The following is a 20,758-nucleotide window of genomic DNA, read 5'->3' as shown; positions in this document are numbered from 1 at the left end:
CAGTTATTCCAATTTCAATCCATTTAACTAATTTAAATATCAAAAAATAACTTAACCACGAGAAAATCTAATAAAACACTATTTCTAAGGTACTGATATCGATGCTAAAATAGCACTCACTAGCTACCAATTCTCGCAGCCAAAAAAGACGCTAATCCTGTGTAATTTTGTGGGGTTAATTCCAATAAACGTTTTTTGTCAACCGCTGGAATATCAAGACTGTCAATGAACTGGTGCAAGGTTTCTTGAGTAATACCGGCTTTTCCGCGCGTCAGTGCCTTAAGCTGCTCATAAGGATTAGCTATCCCATAACGGCGCATGACTGTTTGAATAGGCTCAGCCAGCACTTCCCAGGAATCTTGCAAATCTTGCTGCAATCGTGTGGAATTGATTTCTAGCTTACTCAATCCTTTAATACAGGAATCATAAGCTAACAAGGTGTACCCAAGTGCTACGCCCATATTACGTAACACGGTAGAATCGCTCAAATCGCGCTGCCAGCGGGATATGGGAAGTTTGTCGCTCAGATGTCGGAATAATGCATTGGCCATCCCCAAATTACCCTCCGAGTTCTCAAAGTCGATTGGGTTAACCTTGTGCGGCATAGTAGATGATCCCACTTCTCCATCTTTAATTTTTTGCCTGAAATAACCCAGTGAAATATATCCCCAGATATCGCGATCCATATCGAGCAATACTGTGTTAATACGTGCATAAGTATCAAATAACTCAGCAATGAAGTCATGTGGTTCAATCTGCGTGGTATAAGGATTGAAAACCAGACCTAATTTCTCCACAAAAGCGTGGGAAAATTTTTCCCAGTCAAGCATGGGGTAGGCTATTGTGTGCGCATTGTAATTACCTACTGCACCATTGATTTTGCCTAAAATGGATACGTTCGCAAGTTGCTCATAGCCACGCTGCAAACGATACACCACATTGGCGATTTCCTTACCCATCGTCGTAGGTGTAGCAGGCTGGCCATGCGTACGTGCAAGCATGGAAACATCCGTCAACTGATGTGCCAATTGCGTAAGGCTGTCGATAATCTTTTTGAGCATCGGCAACATTACCCGATTTCGGCTGACTTGAAGCATCATGCCATAAGAGAGATTATTGATATCCTCTGAAGTGCAAGCGAAATGAATGAATTCAGCTACTTGACTGATTTCGGCATTTTCTGCCAAAGACTCTTTCAACCAATACTCAACTGCTTTAACATCATGGTTGGTACGCATTTCAATCGCTTTAACCGCTTCTGCATCAGCAATGGAAAAATTCTCTACCAGATTATCCAACTGTACGATCGTAGCAGAAGAAAAGACAGGCACCTCTGAGATGACTGGTTCATTACTTAATGCCTTGAGCCATTCAATTTCTACTCGCACCCGATAATGAATCAATGCGAACTCACTAAAATAAGGTCGTAAATCTACTACCTTACTGTGATAACGACCATCCAGCGGAGAAAGCGCGTAAATAGGGGAAAAACTCATTTTTTCTGTGTCCTTGTTTTAGCAGGTATTTTAACATAGGCCGTTATACCCATAAATGACGCAGATACGTATAATCAGTAATTAAAGCATTACTAAAGGATAACACCATGAAACTGATTGGCTCGTTGACCTGCCCCTATGTACGTAAAATTCGCATCATTCTGGCCGAAAAACACATCAGCCATGATTTTGATATAGATATTCCCTGGAATACCAACACACACGTTGCCTATCTTAATCCGCTGGGCAAAGTACCTGTTCTGATCATGGATGATGGGAAAACACTGTTTGATTCACGTGTGATCGCAGAATATTTGGATTATCTGGAGAATACCGCGTCCACTTTTCGCCTTATTCCAGAACCTGGCTGTTATCGGTGGAGAGTAAAGCGTTGGGAAGCACTGGCAGACGGTATTTGTGATGCAGCAGCAGCCGTTTTCCTGGAACTTAAACGTCCTGATATCCAGCAAAGTCATGAATGGATAAGCCGCCAGCAAAAGAAAATTGATCTGGGTTTGGCAGCTGCCGCAATGGAATTGGGCAGCAATGACTGGTGTGAAGGAGAAGCCATGACGTTAGCCGATATCGCACTGGGCTGTGCGATCGGCTACCTGATCTTTCGTTTTCCACAAATTGAATGGCGCAAATCTTATCCCAACCTTGCCAGACTGATTGACAAACTGGAACAACGTGAATCTTTTATCAATACGGCACCCAAAGATTAAGCCGCATGAATGCTTCGGCAGATTCCAGGTGGACGCAGATTATTCGCCGCCAGCAATCACTCCCCCACCCAGACACACCTTACTTTCATACACCACAACTGATTGCCCGGGTGTCACTGCCCACTGTGTCTGTGCAAAGTCAATTTGACAACTCCCTTGATCAAGGCGCGTAATGGCACAAGGTGCATCAATCTGCCGATACCGGGTTTTAGCTGCATACACCCAATTGCAATGAGGCGTCTTGCCACTGATCCAAGACAGATCGGTCGCCCATAAGGTAGAACGAAGCAATGCCGGATGATCATGTCCCTGCACCACGATCAGTACATTTCTTGCCCTATCCTTACCTGCAACAAACCACGGTTTTTCATTGCCATCCTTGATCCCACCAATACCTAACCCCTGCCGTTGACCAATGGTGTAATACATTAGACCGATATGCTTACCGACTACTTTTCCTTCTGGTGTCTGGATTTCACCTGGTTCATGCGGTAAATATCGGTTGAGAAATTCACGAAAAGGGCGCTCGCCGATAAAACAAATACCGGTACTATCCTTCTTGGAAAAATTTGGTAATTTGTGCGCATGTGCGATTTGACGTACCTCGCGCTTGTAAAGATGCCCGATAGGAAATAGTGCTTTGGCCAGTTGTGCCTGGTTTAAACGATAGAGAAAATAGCTCTGATCCTTGCTGCCATCCTCACCTTTCAACAACTGATACGAGCCATGAATTTTACGTACCTGCGCATAGTGGCCAGTGGCAATAAAATCTGCACCGAGGGTAATAGCGTGATCGAGAAAGGCCTTGAATTTGATTTCAGCATTGCACAATACATCCGGATTGGGCGTTCGCCCAACCTTATATTCCGCAAGAAACAAACTGAATACGCGTTCTTTATACTCAGCCGAGAAATTGATCACTTCCAGCGGAATATCGATAATATCCGCCACCGATACCGCATCAAGGAAATCCTGACGGGAAGAACAATATTCATTGGTATCATCATCTTCCCAGTTCTTCATGAACAAACCGATGACCTCATAACCCTGTTCTTTTAATAATAAGGCGGCAACAGAGGAATCCACTCCACCAGACATCCCTACTATGACACACTGTTTTTTCATATTCTCAATCGTAATGTGTAAAAATTTCTAGAGGATAGCGTTTGCCAGCCAAATAATCCTCGATACATTGCATGACGAGCGGACTGCGATGGCAACTTCTTCGTTCACGAATCTCATTCAGATCAAACCAGGCAGCACGCAAAATGCCACTATCCAGCGTTCGATTCGGATCAAAGTCGGTCACTATACCAGACAGCGCGAAACGCAAAAAAGTCGTATCAGCAGCGCAAGAATGCCAGTTATAAATGCCAATCAACCATTGGGGAATAAAAGTATAAGCCGTTTCTTCCAGTACTTCCCGGACACTTGCCTGGATAATGGATTCACCAGCTTCCAAATGCCCAGCAGGCTGATTGAGTTGCACTCCCTGTTCCTGTTGATCTTCCTCTACCAATAGATATTTGCCATTTTGCTCAATAACGGCGGCAACCGTAACATTAGGTTTCCAAATCATGATTGTTGTATGGATTAATTTAATAAAGAAGCGTATCGATAAAACTTGCTATCATCATGCTAGCAATACATTGATGAGAGTATATTTTTCATGCATATTTCAATCATTATTCCAGCTTTCAACGAAGAACGCTTGATTGGTCAGTGTTTACAGTCTGTTACTGAAGCGCTTGCCGCCAACCATAATTTTGGTTTTACTCACGAAATTATCGTGGTCGATAACAATTCTACCGATAATACAGCCAGGCTGGCAAAACAGGCCGGGGCACGCGTCATTTTTGAACCAATCAACCATATTGCACGTGCACGTACTGCTGGAGCTGCCGCTGCCAACGGAGACTGGCTGATATTTCTGGATGCGGATTGTCTGCTGAGTGAAGGGTTATTAACCGACATCTTTCAACTGATCAAGGAAGGCAAACATGTCGGCGCTGGCAGCACCCTGCTGATGCCAGGACAACCTTGGTGGGCGAATGCAATATTAAAGCTATGGACAATGCTGTCTGTTTTATTCGGCTGGGCGGCGGGTGCATTGATGGTATGTAACCGCAAGGCATTTCATGAAATAGGTGGTTTCAATCTGGAACTCTATGCAGCAGAGGAAATTGAATTCAGTCAGAAACTCAAGAAATGGGGTCAAGCCCATCGTCTCAAATTTACAATTTTAACAGCACATCCACTTGAAACATCTGCAAGAAAAATTAAACTCTATAGCAGGCGAGAAGTTTTTGGACAGCTTCTGCGTCTCATCCTTCATCCCCACCGATCGCTGCATGACAAAAAATGGTTATCAATGTGGTATGACGGACGACGCTAGCACTTAATCACTAATATGAATTCTACTGAAAATACGGATAGAAAAACTGCTCATATGCACTGGAGTCAGGTACTGCTGATTGTTCTACTCACGATCGTCATCACCATCGCTGGCACCTACTGGGTACTTAAAACTTATATTTTCGCTACAGCGTTTACACCAGTGGTACTGAATACCGAAGAAGAAAAAACCCTTGAAGCTAAACTGCATGCTATCGGTTATGAAGCTGGATTATCATCACAGACTACGAATATTACGAATCAAAAGAAAAACGGTGAGATCGACGAAAGCGGATTCCTAAAACCCGAACCCTACTCCGAAGAAAATGCTCCACGTGCAATCAGTTTCACTGAACGCGAGTTGAACGCGTTACTCGCTAAAAATACCGATCTTGCACAGAAGCTGGCTATTGATCTTACTAATGACCTCGTCAGTGCAAAACTACTCATTCCACTTGAAGAGGATTTTCCGGTACTGGGTGGCAAAACACTCCGTTTCAATGCCGGTATCGGCATAACCTATCAGCATGACAAACCTGTCATTATCCTCAAAGGTGTCAGCATCATGGGTGTCCCCATCCCTAATGCCTGGCTCGGTGGAATAAAAAACATTGATCTGGTCAGTGAATTTGGTATCGATCCAGGATTTTGGCAATCCTTTTCGGAAGGGATCGAGGACATTCATGTGACAGAAGGTCAAATCAATATCAAGCTCAAAGAATAGTCCGCTTTCTTGCAATAAACTTGCGGCAACCTCAATATTCCATTAGTGATTTATTATCCTAGATTCCTCAGTTGATCGCTCGTTCTGATGTTAACATTATGAATATAATAATTTTTCCTACATATTTCATTTTCACCCTCTGGGTGTTTCCGCTGCAGGACGGATTGCGCAATTTTGCAAACGCATGGCTGCGTTGCAACTCTTTGGAATGGAACGACCATTCCGCATCGTTGCGCCTTGCCCTGCACTTGCAAGATCACACACTCCATCCTGCCCAACTGAGGAATCTAGGATTATTACTTTACTTTTGAATGTGCTAATTGGCAGTATCGGAAATTTATCTTTATGTTCTTGAACACTACTTATTTCTTTTCCAAAAATTTAAGGGTTACCCACTATGCTCTGGATTAAATCATTACACATCATTTTTATGGTTACCTGGTTTGCCGGCTTGTTTTATTTACCCCGGTTATTTGTTTATCATGCCATGTGCGCTGATCAAGCAGGAATTGATCGCTTTAAAGTGATGGAGCGTAAGCTTTACTACGGTATCATGACACCCGGAGCACTATTGACGTTGATATTTGGGAGTTGGTTATGGCTCGGCTATGGTTTTTCTGGAGCCTGGCTACACGCTAAATTAGCTCTGGTCGTCCTGTTAATCACCTACCATGTATACTGTGGCAAGTTATTAATCGATTTCAAACATGATCGCAATCAACACAGTCATATTTATTATCGCTGGTTCAACGAAATTCCCGTTGTCATCCTATTTGCAGTAGTCATCCTCGTCGTGGTCAAACCTTGGTGATCTCAGAAGCGATCTAGTCATCCAAGACTTCTTGCCCGGGGAACAGCACATCGGTAAAACCAAATGTGCGGAAATCAGTGATCCGCATCGGATAAAGTATCCCATGTAGATGATCACATTCATGTTGAACCACACGCGAATGGAAGTCATCTACACTCCGGTCAATTGCATTACCAAATTGATCAACCCCCTCATAACGAATCCGGCTATAGCGCGGTACCATACCGCGCATACCGGGAACACTTAAACATCCTTCCCAGTCTTCTTCCATTTTTTTGGATAATGGCGTTACAACAGGGTTAATCAAAACAGTGAAAGGAACCGCCTCTGCCTTCGGGTAGCGTGGATTATAGTCCACACCAAATATAACTACTTGTTGGTCGACACCAATTTGCGGAGCAGCCAATCCTGCACCATTGAGTGCTGTCATTGTATCCATCATATCCTGAATGAGCGCATCAAGTTCAGGCGTGTTGACTTTACTCACTTTCTTCGCCTCTTTCAGCAGGCGTGAATCACCCATTTTTAAAACAGTTCTAATCGTCATTTATTTTTACCAAATGTTCCAATATATTTCGCACACTTACCATGGCTTTATCCAAAACAGCGTAAACCTCCTCCAGCGGAATTGCGCGTACGCTTGTGCCACGTCCCGCTGCATGATTCGCCACAGCCGCAATCGCTGCATAAGGTAATCCTAATTCCTTAGCAAGCACCGCCTCCGGCATACCTGTCATGCCTATCATATCTGCCCCATCCCGCTCCAATCGATTCACTTCTGCCACTGTTTCTAGCCGCGGTCCTTGAGTCACTGCGTAAACACCCCCATCGATAATCTTCTCGTTAGCCCGTTCCGCTGCTAACAGAAGATGGCGGCGGGTTTCCAGACAAAAAGGATGGGTAAAATCAGTATAAATAATCGGCCTGTCAGTTTTATCAAAATAAGTGCATTTCCGACCAAAGGTATAATCAATGATTTGATCCGGAACAACAACTCTACCGGGGGTCAAATCTGCGCGTATGCCTCCTACTGATACGACCGCGATAACACTTTTTGGTTTACATAAACTCAACGCCCAAAGATTGGCCTGGTAATTCACTGCGTGCGGTGGAATAGTATGGCCATGACCATGCCGTGCCAGGAATACAATTTCCTGATTATCTATTTTGCCAAATGTTAATGGACCAGATGGCTCACCATAAGGTGTTCTCACAATCTGGCGATGTGATATTTCCAGACAAGCAAGCTTGGTCATTCCGCTACCACCAATAATTGCAAGTATACTTTTTTCCACTTTATTCCTTAATAGCGAAGATTGCAGGTAAATTCCGCCATAAACCCTTTATATCCATACCATAACCAAATACATACCGGTCCGGTAATGACATACCTATAAAATCAGCACAGATAGGCTTCGTTTTACTGATAACTTTATCTGCGAGCACGGCACTATAAAAAGCTTTTGCACCACCCTCCATAACGCGCTGACGGATCGCCGCAAGCGTGAATCCTTCGTCAAGAATATCATCTAAGACAAGCACTACTCTTCCCTTCAAGTTATCCGGAGGTGATACTTTCCATTCAATAACTCCCCCTTGGAGCGTGTGATTATAGCGAGTCGGATGTAAGTAATCGAAATCCAGGGGAAAATTAAGTAACGGCAATAGCTTCCCAGTAAAAACCACAGCGCTGCTCATCACACAAAGAACCAATGGATATTGCCCTGCCAATACCGTCGTTATCTCTTTAGCCATCCGTTCAACCGTTTCCGTCAACATATGAGCAGATGCGATCAATTCTGCATTCTTTAGAAGCTGTTTTGCTTCTTTATCGATTAGTACATCCATATCAAGTGCTGGCCCCAGAACTGTCTAGCAGCAATTTCAGCAGCCCTGCTTCATCAAGTATCGTAACACCCAACTCGACGGCTTTGTCATATTTGCTACCCGGATCGACTCCCGCCACCACATAATCGGTTTTTGAGGAAACACTACCCGTGACTTTCCCCCCCAAATGTTCAATTTTTTCTTTCACCGTATCTCGTGTCATGCTGGGCAAAGTTCCTGTCAGAACAAAGGTTTTGCCATGAAGGAGGCTACTAACCTGCATTACCTTTTCTGAACTCTCTTCCCATCTGACCCCACAGCTACGTAACTGCTCGATCACCTCCCGGTTGTGCTTCTCTGCAAAAAAATCAGCAATACTTTGCGCCACCACAGGACCGATATCCGGAACCTCCTGTAACTGCTCAACGTTCATAGCCATCAATCGGTCAAGCTGACCAGCATAATTCGCCAGATCCTTGGCAGTAGATTCACCTACATGACGAATGCCCAGTGCGTAAATGAATCGAGCGAGTGTGGTCCGCTTACTTTTTTCAATCGCCAGCAGCAAGTTGTTTGCTGATTTCTCTGCTATACGCTCCAGATTAGCCAGCGCGGAAAGACCGAGTTTATAGAGATCGGCAGGGGTACGCACGATGGCATTTTCCACTAATTGATCTACCAGTTTTTCACCCAGTCCTTCGATATCCATCGCACGGCGCGAAGCAAAATGAAGAATAGCCTGTTTGCGCTGTGCAGGACAAAATAGACCACCGGTACAACGCGTGACTGTTTCTCCCGGCAGACGTACTGCTCGAGCACCACAGATGGGGCAGTGATCAGGCATTAAGAAAGGTTTTGCATGAGGTGGACGCTGCTCAGGAACAACAGCGACTACCTCCGGAATGACATCCCCCGCTCTGCGCACAATCACTTTATCGCCAATCATAATTTGCTTACGTTTGATTTCATCTTCGTTATGTAAGGTTGCATTGGTTACTGTCACGCCGCCAACAAAAATCGGTGCCAATCTTGCAACAGGCGTTAGCGCTCCTGTTCTTCCAACTTGAACATCAATGCCTACCAAGTCAGTCACGGCTTCCTGCGCAGGATATTTATGGGCTAGCGCAAAACGAGGCGCACGGGAGACGAAGCCAAGCTTTTCCTGCTGCGCTAAATCGTTTACTTTATAAACGATCCCATCGATATCGTAAGTCAGCCCATCACGAAAAGTCTGCATCACGAGGTAGTACACCAGCAATTCTTTTACACCGCTAACCACTTTATACTTGGCTATCGGAAAATACAGTGATTGCAAGTAGGCCATCACTTCACTTTGCCGAATATAGGGAGGAGCTACTCCTTCATGGACACCCACGCCGTAGGCAAAAAATGTCAACCTGCGCTTCGCTGTAATAGCCGAATCAAGCTGCCTGAGCGATCCTGCTGCGGCATTACGTGAATTAGCAAAGGGTTTTTCACCTTTTTTCTGCTGTTCGAGATTGAGTTTCTCAAAATCTGCTTTCAATATCAGTACTTCACCCCGCACCTCAAACAAGGATGGCGGATGTTCAAGAGGCAATCGCAAAGGAATCGATTTCATGGTACGCAAATTGAGCGTGATATCGTCCCCCTTATAGCCATCGCCACGCATTGCACCACGTGTCAACACACCATTTTCATATGTTAAATTAACAGCTAATCCATCAAATTTAGGCTCCACCGTATATTCGACACTATCAACTTTTAATTCCTCTCGGATACGCCGATCAAATGCTTCCACTTCACTGTCTTCAAACGCATTATTCAGTGAAAGCATAGGGGTGCGATGCGTCACCTGGGTAAATTCTTTGAGCGGTGCAGCGCCTACACGCTGAGTAGGAGAATCAGGGGTAATAAGCTGGGGATAACGCTGCTCGAGCTGCTGCAATTCGCGAAACAATCGGTCGAACTCTGCATCCGGAATGGTCGGTGCATTCAAGGTATGATAACGATAATTGTGCATACCAATCACTTCACGCAATGTCTGGATTTGCTGTTGAATTGTTTCGATGGGATCATTCATATCAATTTTGAGATACTCGCTTGTAAGCGTAATTTATGGCGCAAGTCAAATTGTAAATAATTTTGCGAATTCTATTTATTCCAGACATTTTCCCATCAATGATAGGCCTAGAATAGCGATTTTCTCTGGAATACTTAAATATTATTCTTGGAGAATGAAGGCATCAACTCAGCTCAGTTTCTCCAATTATCAGCATAATCTGGCAATATACGAGATATTCGTTTGCTGTAATATTTTTTAAACAGTAATACTATTATAATGTTCTCGCTGTTTAATCTATTGGGCTCTACAATAGTTAGTAGAGCTCATCAAGTTTTAATCTATTTTCATTATGAATGACCAGCAACTCAAGATTCGCATCAAACTTAACCAGACTCCACAATTTCCAGAGGCTGTAAACTCAGAAGAAATAGTCAATCAAACTAAACCTCCTTTTGATTGGAGAAAAATATCTACAGCGGGATTGTTACTTGCGATAATACTGGGTGGGATTTTCTGGTGGTTTGCTGAGGAAAGTAACCAGCCGATTAGAGAGACTTTATCATCAGAAGACACTCAGTCCATAAATTCTAATAGCTTAGTCCTCGATAAGAACATGGAATCAAATGATCTATCGGCAAATAATAGTGATACGAGTAGTGAAATCTCCGCTCCAGCCATGGAGCCAGTTCCTGAAGCCACACCTACTCCAGAGCCTATCGTTGAAGCAACAACAAATCTGGGATACACCATCATTCCCCTCAAAAAGCCTGAAATAGCCAAGAATAAAACAACCAGCCAATCAGCCAAGGCAAAAGAGGCTTCCACGGATCAATCTCATATTATCAAAGCCCAATTGACCAGTGCTATTCAGCAACAAGAACCCGTTGACAATATTGATCATGTCTGGCTTGATCAAGGAACAAGTCAGCCAATCTATTTTTTTCTCCACTTACGTGGATTAAAAGGTAAAGAAGTCAGTGTAAATTGGTTTTACCAAGACAAAGAAGTTGCGAAAATCCCACTTGTAATTGAAGATGATAACTGGCGCACGCATGCCAATAAAATGCTAAATAAAACCCAAATGGGTCAATGGCGAGTTGAGGTACAGGATCAATCCGGGAAATTACTTGCCGAACGTGCTTTTACAGTGAACCATCGCTCCCAACAAAACAACCGATGATCATACCAATATCGAAAAACCTATTGTGCTTAAACATTGCTCATCGACTGAGGTATCTGAGGTATCTGAGGTAAGACTATGAAATTCTGCAGTAGCTGTAGTGCCACAGTCGAGTTATATATACCACAAGGTGATACATTACCCCGTTTTGTCTGTACTACTTGTCATACTATTCATTATCAGAATCCAAAAATGATCGTGGGATGCATCCCTGAATGGAAAGACAAGATTCTATTATGCCGCCGGGCGATCGTACCCCGAGAAGGGAAATGGACTGTGCCGGCAGGTTTTATGGAAAACAACGAAACATTAGCGCAGGCAGCTGCCCGGGAAACGCTGGAAGAAGCCAATGCGCGGGTAGAAATTGGTGATCTATACGCTGTTTATAGCTTACCTCATATCAGCCAGGTTTATCTCCTGTTTCAGGCTCGCTTGTTGGATCTGGATTTTTCTCCCGGCATAGAGAGTCTGGAAGTCAAGCTTTTCGATGAGCGTGAAATTCCATGGAATGAAATAGCTTTTCGCGTTATTCATGATCCTTTGAAACGCTATCTGGAAGAACGGCGTAAAGGGCAAATCAGCTTTCATCTGGGTGTTATTGACAAGCCTTCACTGTGATTTTTTTCAATATGTTGAGTTTATTACAAAGCAGGCAATGAGATCATCGATAACGCGATAAATGTTTGAACAGGGAGACTTGAATGCAAAAAAGACCATTTCACGGTGCGGCCTCAAATGGGCTGCTGAGCAATTTTCCAGTATCGAAGAAATTCAGTACCTCATCTCAGTTCACAGCAGCTAGAAACGATCATGAAATGAGCTGATCTTAGAAAAATTAAATAAATGGCTGATAACTGATTACAGCACACCACTCACGACTCCAGAGGCAAAACCTATTATTTACATTTAATTGATCAAGATGAAACGCACACACTATCAGCTTGCATCTTTTACTCTCATTGACTTGAAGTTAACATTATTATCGCTTGCGATAAGTGTTGTTTCACCCTCTATCGCAGGAACTTTTGAGTTCGCTAGAGAACATGGAGTCGATATCATTACTCATTCTTCTGGCTATAGAGGTGAAGGTACCAGTCTGACCGTAACGCTTGGCATTTCTCCCTCCTCCCTTCATGCAGAAGAAATGGTGATTCCTATCCAAAATACCATCAGCACCTGGAATAATTTGCTTCCCACGATCAATAATATCGTTAAAGAGGGTAGCAATGTTCCTGCTGACCAGTTTGATTTTGAATCGGTTGTATTGCACGAAGTGGGGCATTGTATTGGACTAGGACATCCCAATCTTGCATCGGAATCAGGTTTGAATAGTGCAGACAGAAACTTTACTCAATCCACCAGGGGAGCTGACAATCAATTCAACCTTGACAAAGGTCCTGACGGCGTTAGTGGTTCTGGCGATGATTTACGTGGTGACGACATTAATCTTCACTGGTTTCGTAAAAGTAACAATAATCCATTTAGTATCGCAACAAAGGTGGATATGACAACCTACAGCCGCGATCTATCGGATCTACCACCTGGAAACACCTTTGTTGCAAATGCTGACCGTCATGTCGCTGCATTATTCGGTATTCAGAATACTGAAGCTGTTATGCAACAGGGAGTTCATGCTGGTGAAGCACAACGCACCTTGACAGCAGATGATGTAGCCATACTGCGACTAGCCATGAGTGGCTTGGACAAAGTGGCAGACACAGCTGACGACTATTCGTTAAAGCTAGAATTTATCGGACTCACTGATGCAGCCGATATTGTTCTCAGTTTCGATAACAATAGAGCGTCGTTTTCAGTTTGTGAAATTAGCGCAGAGCCAATCAATTCTTCACACTTTGTGATTACTCGTGGGCAAATTTACTTTAACAGCAATATTTCATGGTTTTTTAATAACATACCCCCTCCCTTCCCTCCTCAGCATTCAACACCCGTTCCTACTATTTTTGCCAATAACGCAACCGATTCTATAACCCTGTCACAGAACGATAGTTTGGCTCTTACTGTGTCACTTGATCCTGGTGTCTATGGGGGAAATCAAACAAATTACTGGATACAGGCAATTACTCCGGTGGGGACATTCTGGCTAAATAATAAGCTTGAATTTATCCCGTCAGAGCAGCCTCTTCGAATGCATGAGGGTGAATTATTTGCTATTGATCACTTTCCCATTCTGAATATTTCTACTGGTGAGCTCCCTGCCGGCACTTACACTCTAACCTTTACTGTTGATGACAACCAGGATGGCATCATCAATGATACAGTGAAAAGTACCGTTACGATTACGATCACCCCTTAATAAAGCAATACTTGAACTAGCAGCTGGATCTCCGGATCTTTTTGCTAGTTCAAGTCTTTAAAAATTTAGCAGTCTTTTTTTAGATTTACACTACATGTTCATATTGCTAGGGGTGTTCATGTTGCCAGGAGCGTTGTCGTCACGACCGCCATTATGATTTCTATCACGACCAAATCGATCATCATCGCGATCTTTTTTCCGTCCAAAATCATGATCATCGTCGACATTGCCGTCACGATTATCATCTACCTTGATTTCCTCTGCAATAATATGCAGATCTTTATCAAGAAAACCCTCCACCTCGATAAACATCCCCATCGCCAAATTACCACGGACATCAGTTGATTCAGTTCTGATCACAGTGAGATTTGCACCATCAATTGCAATGACAATAGTGTTATTATTCAGTTGAACAATCGTTCCTTTAACTTTAACCTCCTCATCAGGTCTTTCGCCAACTTCAATCCGATCAGCCACTAACCTGTTATCAACGAACCTTCCTCTTACATCGACAATATCACCCACTCGCAGGGAAGTAATTAATAAGTTTTCGATATTGCGTAACTCCCTAGTCCGGATTATTGTCGACGCATTAACCAAGATATCGATCCCAATAACTCTCATGAGGACATCATTATTTACAGGGGTCAATTGCTGGATTGCGCCCTGTACTCGGAAGCGACCCACCTCAGCAACCTGGGCATCGAGAACCTCTATCTCTTTTGCAATGATCATTCCATTTGCGCCAAAAAAGGCTTCAACCTTAATGATATCGCCAACTTGCAACTCAGATAAAGGGATCTCAAAGCCATTTGATTCTATCTCTGTTGCTCCCGTGATAACAATAGGACCCTCAAAAGGAGGTGTATTTTCTGTAATCAGCCTGACCGTTATCGTGCTATCACCGTCTGTGGGCATATTAATTGCTAGCACAGTAGCTCTGAATTCCAGCTCATCACTTTCTGACGATAGCGCTAATGAGCTAAAAGCCAAGATAGTCAACATTGAGAATAGTGCAAATACAAAACGAAAATGTCTCATGATTTTTCTCCTTACCTCAATTTCTAATAATTAGAAAACAGCTTAGTAAAAAAATTACTCAGAAATTTAATTTCCAATAATTAGAACTGAGAATCAGGAGAAAAATTCAATGATTGATATCTACAGACACTCCAATTGATACCTGGTTAAATAAATCCAGCAAATCGCCATTATGCATGCGAATACAACCAATCGAACCAGGTTTACCCATTTCTGCGCTATCGGGGCTGCCATGGATATAGATATAACGGCGCATGGTGTCAACCAGGCCTAGTCGATTGAATCCAATCTCACACCCTGACAACCACATGATACGCGTTAGAATCCAATCCCGACCGGGATAGCGGGCAGCCAGCTCGGGTGTGTAAATTTCTCCGGTAGGACGGCGTTTGATGAAAACTGTATTGATCGGTTGCTTATCCCCAATTTTGGCACGGATAATATGCTTTCCCAGCGGTGTACAAAAACTCCCCCGTTGCTGACCGATACCGTTTCTGGCAGAAGAGATCAAATAGCTGCTGACAACCTTATCTTCATCATTTATCAAGTCGAGTTGTTGTTGCTCAATACTGATATGAATTCTCATAATAAAACCGCTTTACCAAGATTTCGCTTTGAGATAAAAAACTGTCTTAGCAGACTGCCTGCCTCGGTTGCCAGCACACCCCCGATTACTTCCAGGTGATGATTGAGTCTTGTCTCCGCTGGTAGATTTAACACACTTCCACAGACACCTGTTTTGGGATCGGCAGCGGCATACACCAAGCGCTTGATCCTGGCATGAAAAAGTGCACCGATGCACATTACACAAGGCTCAAGGGTTACGAACAACGTGCAGTCCAATAGACGGTAATTACCCAGATTCTGAGCTGCGTCACGTAATGCCATCACTTCTGCATGTGCTGTCGGATCCATGGCTACGATGGAGCGATTATAGCCACGACCTATGATTTCACCATTTCTAACGACTACTGCGCCCACCGGGACTTCTCCGAGTTCCTGTGCCTTGCATGCGAGGTCAAGTGCTGCCCGCATAAAATATTCTTTATTCATTAATATCATTCATATTGTTATTTAATCAAATAATTTGAGCATCAGTGTATCTTTTATGCTACATTCATGTCACATGCAAATACTCTTTTATTGCCAGAAGTATGGTGACCTCTTCCCAAGAGCCTAGAGTTCCAATTATCAACTACGCCAGGAACGAACTACGCACCCTGCGTGATCTGTTACGTTTTGCTGTAAGCTATTTTAATCAAGCTGACTTGTTTTATGGCCATGGATTTCCCACTGCTTATGAGGAAGCAGCTCATCTGATTTTACACACCCTACATCTTACTCCTGACCAATTAGACTTGTTTCTGGACGCACACCTCACCCAGCCTGAGTGCGATCAAATCATCCATCGCATTGAACAACGCGTAGCAGAAAGAATCCCGATTGCTTATCTGACGAATGAAGCCTGGTTAGGCGACTTCAGTTTTTACGTCGACAAACGCGTTATCATCCCGCGCTCGTTTATCACTGAATTATTACAAAGCCAGCTGGCACCTTGGGTCAAACAACCTGATGCTATTCATGCAGTGCTGGATCTGTGTACGGGCTCAGGTTGTCTGGCTGTATTACTGGCTCATGCATTCGAAAATGCAAGCGTTGATGCGGTGGATATTTCAGCTGAAGCGTTGGAAGTCACGCTTAAAAATATCGTCCGTTATGATCTAGCACACGCGATCAATCCGATTCAATCTGATTTATTTAATGAATTAGCTGGGAAACGCTATGATGTGATCATTAGCAATCCACCCTATGTCAATGCTGAGTCGATGGCCACACTCCCTGAAGAATATCGCCATGAACCAAGAATTGCGCTTGCAGCTGGTCCGGATGGGTTGGCTATAATACGGACGATACTGAGCGAAGCCTCCAATTATCTGACCGAAGAAGGGTTATTGATTGTAGAAATTGGTCATAATCGAGATATCCTTGAGCAATCCTTTCCTCACCTGCCTTTTACCTGGCTGGAAACAAGCGCAGGTGATCAATTTGTTTTCATGTTGAAGCGCAGTGATTTAACCTAAAGACAGTTTTTAGGTTAAATTTAACTTACTATGTTTTGCAATAACACCAGAGGGCGAAGTATCATTAACTAGCTCTAGCAAGTATGCGGTTTCATTTTCATCCAGTTGATGCCACATGCCGCGCTTTAATCTGGGAGGCAGATGAATCGGGCCAAACCGTATGCGAATCAACCGGCTGACTGTTAAACCCAATGCTTCAAACAGGCGTCTCACTTCCCGATTCCTGCCCTCTTTTAATATCACGTGATACCACCGGTTGGCGCCCTCACCACCTTGTTCTGACAAATCACTAAATTTTGCCAGCCCATCTTCCAGCTCAACCCCTGTTAATAATTGGCTCTTTTGCTCTGGAGTCAAGCGACCGACAATTCTAACCGCATATTCACGCTCCACTTGGAAACGCGGGTGCATAAGTCGGTTTGCCAAGACTCCGTTTGTGGTAAATATCAGCAATCCGCTAGTATTGAAATCCAATCTACCAATAGCAATCCAGCGAGATGATTTCAGTTGTGGTAATTTATCAAAAACAGAGGGACGCCCTTCGGGATCATGACGACTCACAATTTCACCTTCTGGTTTATGATAGAGAATAATGCGCGGCAAACGCTCATTGATATTGATCCGTATAATACGCCTATTCACACGCACCAGATCTCTTGACCCTACCCGATCTCCTAATTTTGCGACCTTGCCATTGATACTGACCTGCCCCGAAGCGATCAGGGCTTCCATCTCACGCCGCGAACCCAGACCGCTTTGCGCCAATAACTTTTGAAGCTTATGAGTAACCATTGGGGCGGGCTTGATGGCAGTATTGTCACTCATGGGCGTCAAATCCTGCCTTTTTCTCGCACTGAATACTCGCTTGGTACGCATTTACTTTACTTCTTAACAGGAAAAATTTGAAAAGGCGCTGAATATCGATAAACAAAATAAACAACCCAAGGTTTAATCTGATGCATTCAATCTCTTACTCAGAAAGGCAGTTTCATGCCGGGAGGCAGACCCAGTCCACCCGTTAAACTTGCCATTTTTTCTTGCGTGGTTGTCTCTACCCGGCGCACCGCATCATTCACTGCAGCAGCTATCAAATCTTCCAGCATTTCTTTATCATCACCCATCAAACTGTTATCAATATTGACACGCTTGACATCATGGCGGCAAGTCATCACCACCTTGACCATACCCGCTCCTGATTGACCTTCAACTTCTATCGTCGCCAGCTGTTCTTGCATTGCCTTCATATTTTCCTGCATCTGCTGCGCTTGCTTCATTAAATTACCTAAATTCGCTTTTATCATTATCCTGTCTCCATTATTCAATTGATTTAATCGAAGAAACGATTAGTTTTGCATCAAAATTTTCTACTATTTCTCTCACAAAGGGATCTGCTTCAATTGCCGCAATCGTTTCTGATTGCTTTGCCTGTTTTTCACGCTCCTGCATGACCAGTGACGTCATACCCGTAATAGTGCCGACCAAGAACGTAACTTTAACAGGTTTCTTAAAATAGTTTTCTAATGCAGTTTTTAGCCTGTCCTGATAAGTCTTTTCTAACAAATATTTATGCACTTCTGGCACCCACAGCTCAATCATGTCAGCTGTGAAAAGTTTAGCTTCACAATGCTGCGCCAGCATCTTAGTCATTCCATTCAGTTTCAACTGATTTACGATTGCCAACCAGTCTTCATTAGGAGAACCAGAAATCTCAGTCTCTTTTTTCTGGATCGATTGACTATTATTTGTAGCCTGATTTATCACTTGAATGGCTTCTTGCCTAATATCCCCTCCTTCTCCAGAATTCTTAGAAATCCCGCCTGGAAATATCTGCTCGGGTATAAATGCCAGCATCCGCATTAAAGTCATCGTAAATCCTGCATATTCATCCGGCGCCAGATTTAAATCATTACGCCCATGAAGTGCGATCTGGTAATACAATTGCACATCTTCAGCTGTAAAATGTCTAGCCAATGCAAAAACCCGCTCACGTTCAGGCAATGTCTCATCAACCGTCTGAGGCGCAATTTGTGCTAACGCAAGACGATGAAGGATGGTTGCCAGCTCCTGTAAAGCGCTATCGAATGATAAGCTGCGCGCCTCCATCTCATCAGCAATCGATAGCATCTTTGCGCCATCTTTTCTCGCTAGCGCTTCTAATAAGTCATATAGATATTCTTGGTCTATTACACCCAGCATGGTATGGATATCAGCTTCTTTGACAACACCATCGCCATATGCAATTGCTTGATCGAGCAGGCTCAACGCATCTCGCATACTACCTTGGGCAGCTCTTGCCAATAATTGCAAGGACGCAGAATCGAATGTGATCTGCTCTTGCGATAATATTTTTCCCAAATGTACTGCAATCAAAGAGGAAGGAATTTGCTTCAAATTAAACTGAAGGCAACGCGATAATACAGTGATAGGGATCTTCTGCGGATCGGTGGTCGCCAGTATGAATTTGACATGTTCAGGAGGCTCTTCCAGAGTCTTGAGCATGGCATTAAAAGCCGATCTGGAAAGCATGTGTACCTCATCAATGAGATAAACTTTATACCGGCTAGCAGTGGGCGCATAGCTTGCGCTCTCAAGGAGTTCACGCATACTATCGACTTGGGTATTGGATGCTGCATCCAATTCAACCAAATCAACAAAATTTCCTTTATCAATGGACATACAAGCCGGGCATTCTCCACAAGGCATGGATGTCACACCCGCTTCGCAATTCAATGCTTTAGCCAGGATTCTAGCAATCGTTGTTTTACCGACACCACGTGTCCCTGTAAACAAGTAGGCATGATGCAATCGATTCTGCTCAAGTGAATGAGTAATTGCTTTAACGATATGGTCTTGCCCAGTCAATTCAGAAAAGTTTCTTGGGCGCCATTTCCGAGCAAGGACTTGTGTTTGAGACACGATATTTGTCAAATGAAGGAAAAAGGGCAGATGATTATCAATAACCTATCTATCTGTTGGGGTGGCGAGCCTAACCCCCGGCACTTGCAAAAAAATAGCTGTGGCTGCTTCCTTCCGGATCTGACCAGGTTCACTACCCTGCAATGCGGGGAGGCCCGCCATAAGACAATTTTACATCAATCAGCGTTGCTGATTGGTAAATAACAGTAACCCGGTTAAAATTTTTATAAACTAGACCACTATCACACCAGAAATAGAAACCAAGATGTATGTGACTTCTGGTGCTAAAGATTTCATTAAAAAGCCCTTTGCCAAATCCAGCAAAGGGCCGAAAATTCTTGGAATTATCTGCCGAGTAACTATACCAGTAATTCAATGGTTGCGGGGTCCCGATACGTGCGTAATTCTACAACATTAAGGATAAGGATTGCATAAAAATTTTACCTCAAAAAGATATCAACCGTAAAAGCATGAGCACATGCTGGCGGCTGATAGCTCTGTCTTTGATTCGGGATCATTACGCTCGACACATTGTTGTCGATTGATTTATCTTCCGTTCAGGTGCTACAAACACCTACACTTGAGCAAAAGCAGAAGCGCACCCGACAGACAAACGATTTTTTATTTCCATGGATTTCCTATGGTCGGGCGCTGCCCTGGCAGGATTCAGCACCTTAAACTCCCTACTATCCACCTTGCCACCAGGCAACCACCTACCCAGCAGAATCAGCGACTGACCAAGCACAGCGCACGATTTGATGAGAACCAATTTGTTGACTCACACGAACCTCCTGCGCATAACCCCTGTTATCCCATCCAGCGCGCAAGCAATCTCAATCTGCAATTGGTCAATATCACCATCGTTATGGATGATCCAGTCGATATACTCACCATCAATGCCGTGCTCGCTCTCATATTCTGTATTGATAGCAAATGGATTATTTTTATGCTCAATGTGCCAGATAACACCGCCATTGCGCTTGATCAAAAGCGCACATCAGACAACACACACTCACGGCAACTTTTACTATAGCTGATCCCATATAAAATGATTTAAAGTGCATAAGCGGTAAAGAGCTGCTCGATGGAGCATCCTTCCTTTTTTCTGACTGTTTTGGCCTGGGCCCATTTTGGTTCAATGTCATTAAAGTCTGGAGAATAAGACGGCAAATATTCAAGCGTGTGCCCTGCATTGGCAAAAGCAG

At 43.7% G+C, this 20,758-nt stretch carries 24 protein-coding genes and 1 other RNA gene; 9 read left to right on the top strand and 16 right to left on the bottom strand.

Features of this window, described 5'->3' with window-relative positions; all coding sequences use genetic code 11:
• Window positions 1-119: 119 nt before the first annotated feature.
• Complete coding sequence (gene purB / locus BLV54_RS09010; RefSeq protein WP_090570865.1) at window positions 120-1,496, bottom strand: adenylosuccinate lyase; 1,377 nt, start codon at window positions 1,494-1,496, stop codon at window positions 120-122.
• Window positions 1,497-1,603: 107 nt separating this feature from the next.
• On the opposite strand from purB, the gene BLV54_RS09005 reads away from it, so the two are divergent.
• Complete coding sequence (locus tag BLV54_RS09005) at window positions 1,604-2,221, top strand: glutathione S-transferase (protein WP_090570862.1); 618 nt, start codon at window positions 1,604-1,606, stop codon at window positions 2,219-2,221.
• Window positions 2,222-2,260: 39 nt separating this feature from the next.
• Here the strand turns inward: BLV54_RS09005 and mnmA are convergent, their stop codons facing one another.
• Both mnmA and BLV54_RS08995 read right to left on the bottom strand, forming a co-directional pair.
• Window positions 2,261-3,346, bottom strand: a complete 1,086-nt coding sequence (gene mnmA / locus BLV54_RS09000; protein WP_090570859.1) for a tRNA 2-thiouridine(34) synthase MnmA — start codon at window positions 3,344-3,346, stop codon at window positions 2,261-2,263.
• 4 nt (window positions 3,347-3,350) lie between these two features.
• Window positions 3,351-3,800: an NUDIX hydrolase gene (locus tag BLV54_RS08995; RefSeq protein WP_090570856.1), complete on the bottom strand. Its 450-nt coding sequence runs from the start codon at window positions 3,798-3,800 to the stop codon at window positions 3,351-3,353.
• Window positions 3,801-3,890: 90 nt separating this feature from the next.
• Between BLV54_RS08995 and BLV54_RS08990 the strand changes: the two genes are divergently transcribed.
• Together BLV54_RS08990 and BLV54_RS08985 are read left to right on the top strand one after the other, a co-directional pair.
• Window positions 3,891-4,616 (top strand): glycosyltransferase, encoded by a 726-nt coding sequence (locus tag BLV54_RS08990; protein ID WP_090570853.1) that lies wholly within the window; start codon window positions 3,891-3,893, stop codon window positions 4,614-4,616.
• A gap of 15 nt (window positions 4,617-4,631) precedes the next feature.
• A complete protein-coding gene (locus BLV54_RS08985) occupies window positions 4,632-5,339 on the top strand; it encodes an arginine N-succinyltransferase (protein ID WP_090570850.1) in 708 nt (235 codons plus the stop codon).
• Between the two features lie 132 nt (window positions 5,340-5,471).
• On the opposite strand, the gene BLV54_RS16835 is transcribed toward BLV54_RS08985, so the two are convergent.
• Window positions 5,472-5,603 (bottom strand): hypothetical protein, encoded by a 132-nt coding sequence (locus BLV54_RS16835; protein ID WP_256329320.1) that lies wholly within the window; start codon window positions 5,601-5,603, stop codon window positions 5,472-5,474.
• Between the two features lie 133 nt (window positions 5,604-5,736).
• Here BLV54_RS16835 and hemJ point away from each other — a divergent pair, with 133 nt between their 5' ends.
• Window positions 5,737-6,150 carry a protoporphyrinogen oxidase HemJ gene (gene hemJ / locus BLV54_RS08980; protein WP_090570847.1) on the top strand — a complete coding sequence of 138 codons (414 nt, stop codon included), beginning with the start codon at window positions 5,737-5,739 and terminating at the stop codon, window positions 6,148-6,150.
• Between the two features lie 13 nt (window positions 6,151-6,163).
• On the opposite strand, the gene def is transcribed toward hemJ, so the two are convergent.
• From def to ligA, 4 genes are read right to left on the bottom strand one after another with little or no spacing between them, the layout of a single operon-like run.
• Window positions 6,164-6,697 carry a peptide deformylase gene (def, locus tag BLV54_RS08975; RefSeq protein WP_090570844.1) on the bottom strand — a complete coding sequence of 178 codons (534 nt, stop codon included), beginning with the start codon at window positions 6,695-6,697 and terminating at the stop codon, window positions 6,164-6,166.
• A complete protein-coding gene (locus tag BLV54_RS08970; RefSeq protein ID WP_090570882.1) occupies window positions 6,687-7,433 on the bottom strand; it encodes an S-methyl-5'-thioinosine phosphorylase in 747 nt (248 codons plus the stop codon). Before BLV54_RS08970 ends, def begins: the two co-directional genes overlap by 11 nt.
• Before the next feature lie 13 nt (window positions 7,434-7,446).
• Window positions 7,447-7,998, bottom strand: a complete 552-nt coding sequence (locus tag BLV54_RS08965) for a hypoxanthine-guanine phosphoribosyltransferase (protein ID WP_090570841.1) — start codon at window positions 7,996-7,998, stop codon at window positions 7,447-7,449.
• Window position 7,999: 1 nt separating this feature from the next.
• On the bottom strand, window positions 8,000-10,039 hold the full coding sequence (gene ligA, locus BLV54_RS08960; RefSeq protein WP_090570837.1) for an NAD-dependent DNA ligase LigA: 2,040 nt from the start codon (window positions 10,037-10,039) through the stop codon (window positions 8,000-8,002).
• Between the two features lie 331 nt (window positions 10,040-10,370).
• Between ligA and BLV54_RS08955 the strand changes: the two genes are divergently transcribed.
• The 3 genes from BLV54_RS08955 to BLV54_RS08945 all read left to right on the top strand — a co-directional run bounded on the left by BLV54_RS08955 (window position 10,371) and on the right by BLV54_RS08945 (window position 13,515).
• On the top strand, window positions 10,371-11,201 hold the full coding sequence (locus tag BLV54_RS08955) for a DUF2914 domain-containing protein (RefSeq protein ID WP_090570834.1): 831 nt from the start codon (window positions 10,371-10,373) through the stop codon (window positions 11,199-11,201).
• Window positions 11,202-11,279: 78 nt separating this feature from the next.
• Window positions 11,280-11,819 (top strand): NUDIX hydrolase, encoded by a 540-nt coding sequence (locus tag BLV54_RS08950; RefSeq protein WP_090570831.1) that lies wholly within the window; start codon window positions 11,280-11,282, stop codon window positions 11,817-11,819.
• A 301-nt stretch (window positions 11,820-12,120) separates the two neighbouring features.
• Window positions 12,121-13,515, top strand: coding sequence for a hypothetical protein (locus tag BLV54_RS08945; RefSeq protein WP_090570828.1), 1,395 nt, complete (start codon window positions 12,121-12,123; stop codon window positions 13,513-13,515).
• 90 nt (window positions 13,516-13,605) lie between these two features.
• On the opposite strand, the gene BLV54_RS08940 is transcribed toward BLV54_RS08945, so the two are convergent.
• The 3 genes from BLV54_RS08940 to tadA all read right to left on the bottom strand — a co-directional run bounded on the left by BLV54_RS08940 (window position 13,606) and on the right by tadA (window position 15,609).
• Window positions 13,606-14,556, bottom strand: a complete 951-nt coding sequence (locus BLV54_RS08940) for a DUF5666 domain-containing protein (RefSeq protein WP_090570825.1) — start codon at window positions 14,554-14,556, stop codon at window positions 13,606-13,608.
• Between the two features lie 106 nt (window positions 14,557-14,662).
• On the bottom strand, window positions 14,663-15,142 hold the full coding sequence (locus tag BLV54_RS08935) for a L,D-transpeptidase (RefSeq protein WP_090570822.1): 480 nt from the start codon (window positions 15,140-15,142) through the stop codon (window positions 14,663-14,665).
• The gene (tadA, locus tag BLV54_RS08930) at window positions 15,139-15,609 is read right to left on the bottom strand and encodes a tRNA adenosine(34) deaminase TadA (protein WP_218132361.1); all 471 of its coding nucleotides are present in this window, start codon (window positions 15,607-15,609) and stop codon (window positions 15,139-15,141) included. Before tadA ends, BLV54_RS08935 begins: the two co-directional genes overlap by 4 nt.
• 101 nt (window positions 15,610-15,710) lie before the next feature.
• Here tadA and prmB point away from each other — a divergent pair, with 101 nt between their 5' ends.
• A complete protein-coding gene (gene prmB / locus BLV54_RS08925; protein ID WP_090570817.1) occupies window positions 15,711-16,637 on the top strand; it encodes a 50S ribosomal protein L3 N(5)-glutamine methyltransferase in 927 nt (308 codons plus the stop codon).
• Window positions 16,638-16,646: 9 nt separating this feature from the next.
• On the opposite strand, the gene rluB is transcribed toward prmB, so the two are convergent.
• From rluB to ffs, 4 genes are all read right to left on the bottom strand, one after another.
• A complete protein-coding gene (rluB, locus tag BLV54_RS08920; protein WP_256329316.1) occupies window positions 16,647-17,462 on the bottom strand; it encodes a 23S rRNA pseudouridine(2605) synthase RluB in 816 nt (271 codons plus the stop codon).
• Window positions 17,463-17,611: 149 nt separating this feature from the next.
• Complete coding sequence (locus tag BLV54_RS08915) at window positions 17,612-17,935, bottom strand: YbaB/EbfC family nucleoid-associated protein (RefSeq protein ID WP_176969726.1); 324 nt, start codon at window positions 17,933-17,935, stop codon at window positions 17,612-17,614.
• 16 nt (window positions 17,936-17,951) lie between these two features.
• On the bottom strand, window positions 17,952-19,553 hold the full coding sequence (gene dnaX, locus BLV54_RS08910; protein ID WP_090570808.1) for a DNA polymerase III subunit gamma/tau: 1,602 nt from the start codon (window positions 19,551-19,553) through the stop codon (window positions 17,952-17,954).
• Between the two features lie 60 nt (window positions 19,554-19,613).
• An RNA gene (gene ffs, locus BLV54_RS08905) (signal recognition particle sRNA small type) lies at window positions 19,614-19,713 on the bottom strand.
• Window positions 19,714-20,193: 480 nt separating this feature from the next.
• Between ffs and BLV54_RS08900 the strand changes: the two genes are divergently transcribed.
• Window positions 20,194-20,586, top strand: coding sequence for a hypothetical protein (locus BLV54_RS08900; RefSeq protein ID WP_090570805.1), 393 nt, complete (start codon window positions 20,194-20,196; stop codon window positions 20,584-20,586).
• Window positions 20,587-20,606: 20 nt separating this feature from the next.
• Here BLV54_RS08900 and BLV54_RS17270 read toward each other — a convergent pair.
• Window positions 20,607-20,758, bottom strand: a 152-nt coding sequence (locus BLV54_RS17270) for a transposase (RefSeq protein ID WP_176969695.1), incomplete at its 5' end; no start/stop codon positions are given.

Source organism: Nitrosomonas sp. Nm33, from assembly GCF_900107265.1.
Lineage (GTDB): Bacteria > Pseudomonadota > Gammaproteobacteria > Burkholderiales > Nitrosomonadaceae > Nitrosomonas.
The sequence above is the reverse complement of the archived record's forward strand: the minus strand, read 5'-3'. Positions and strand labels throughout refer to the sequence as shown.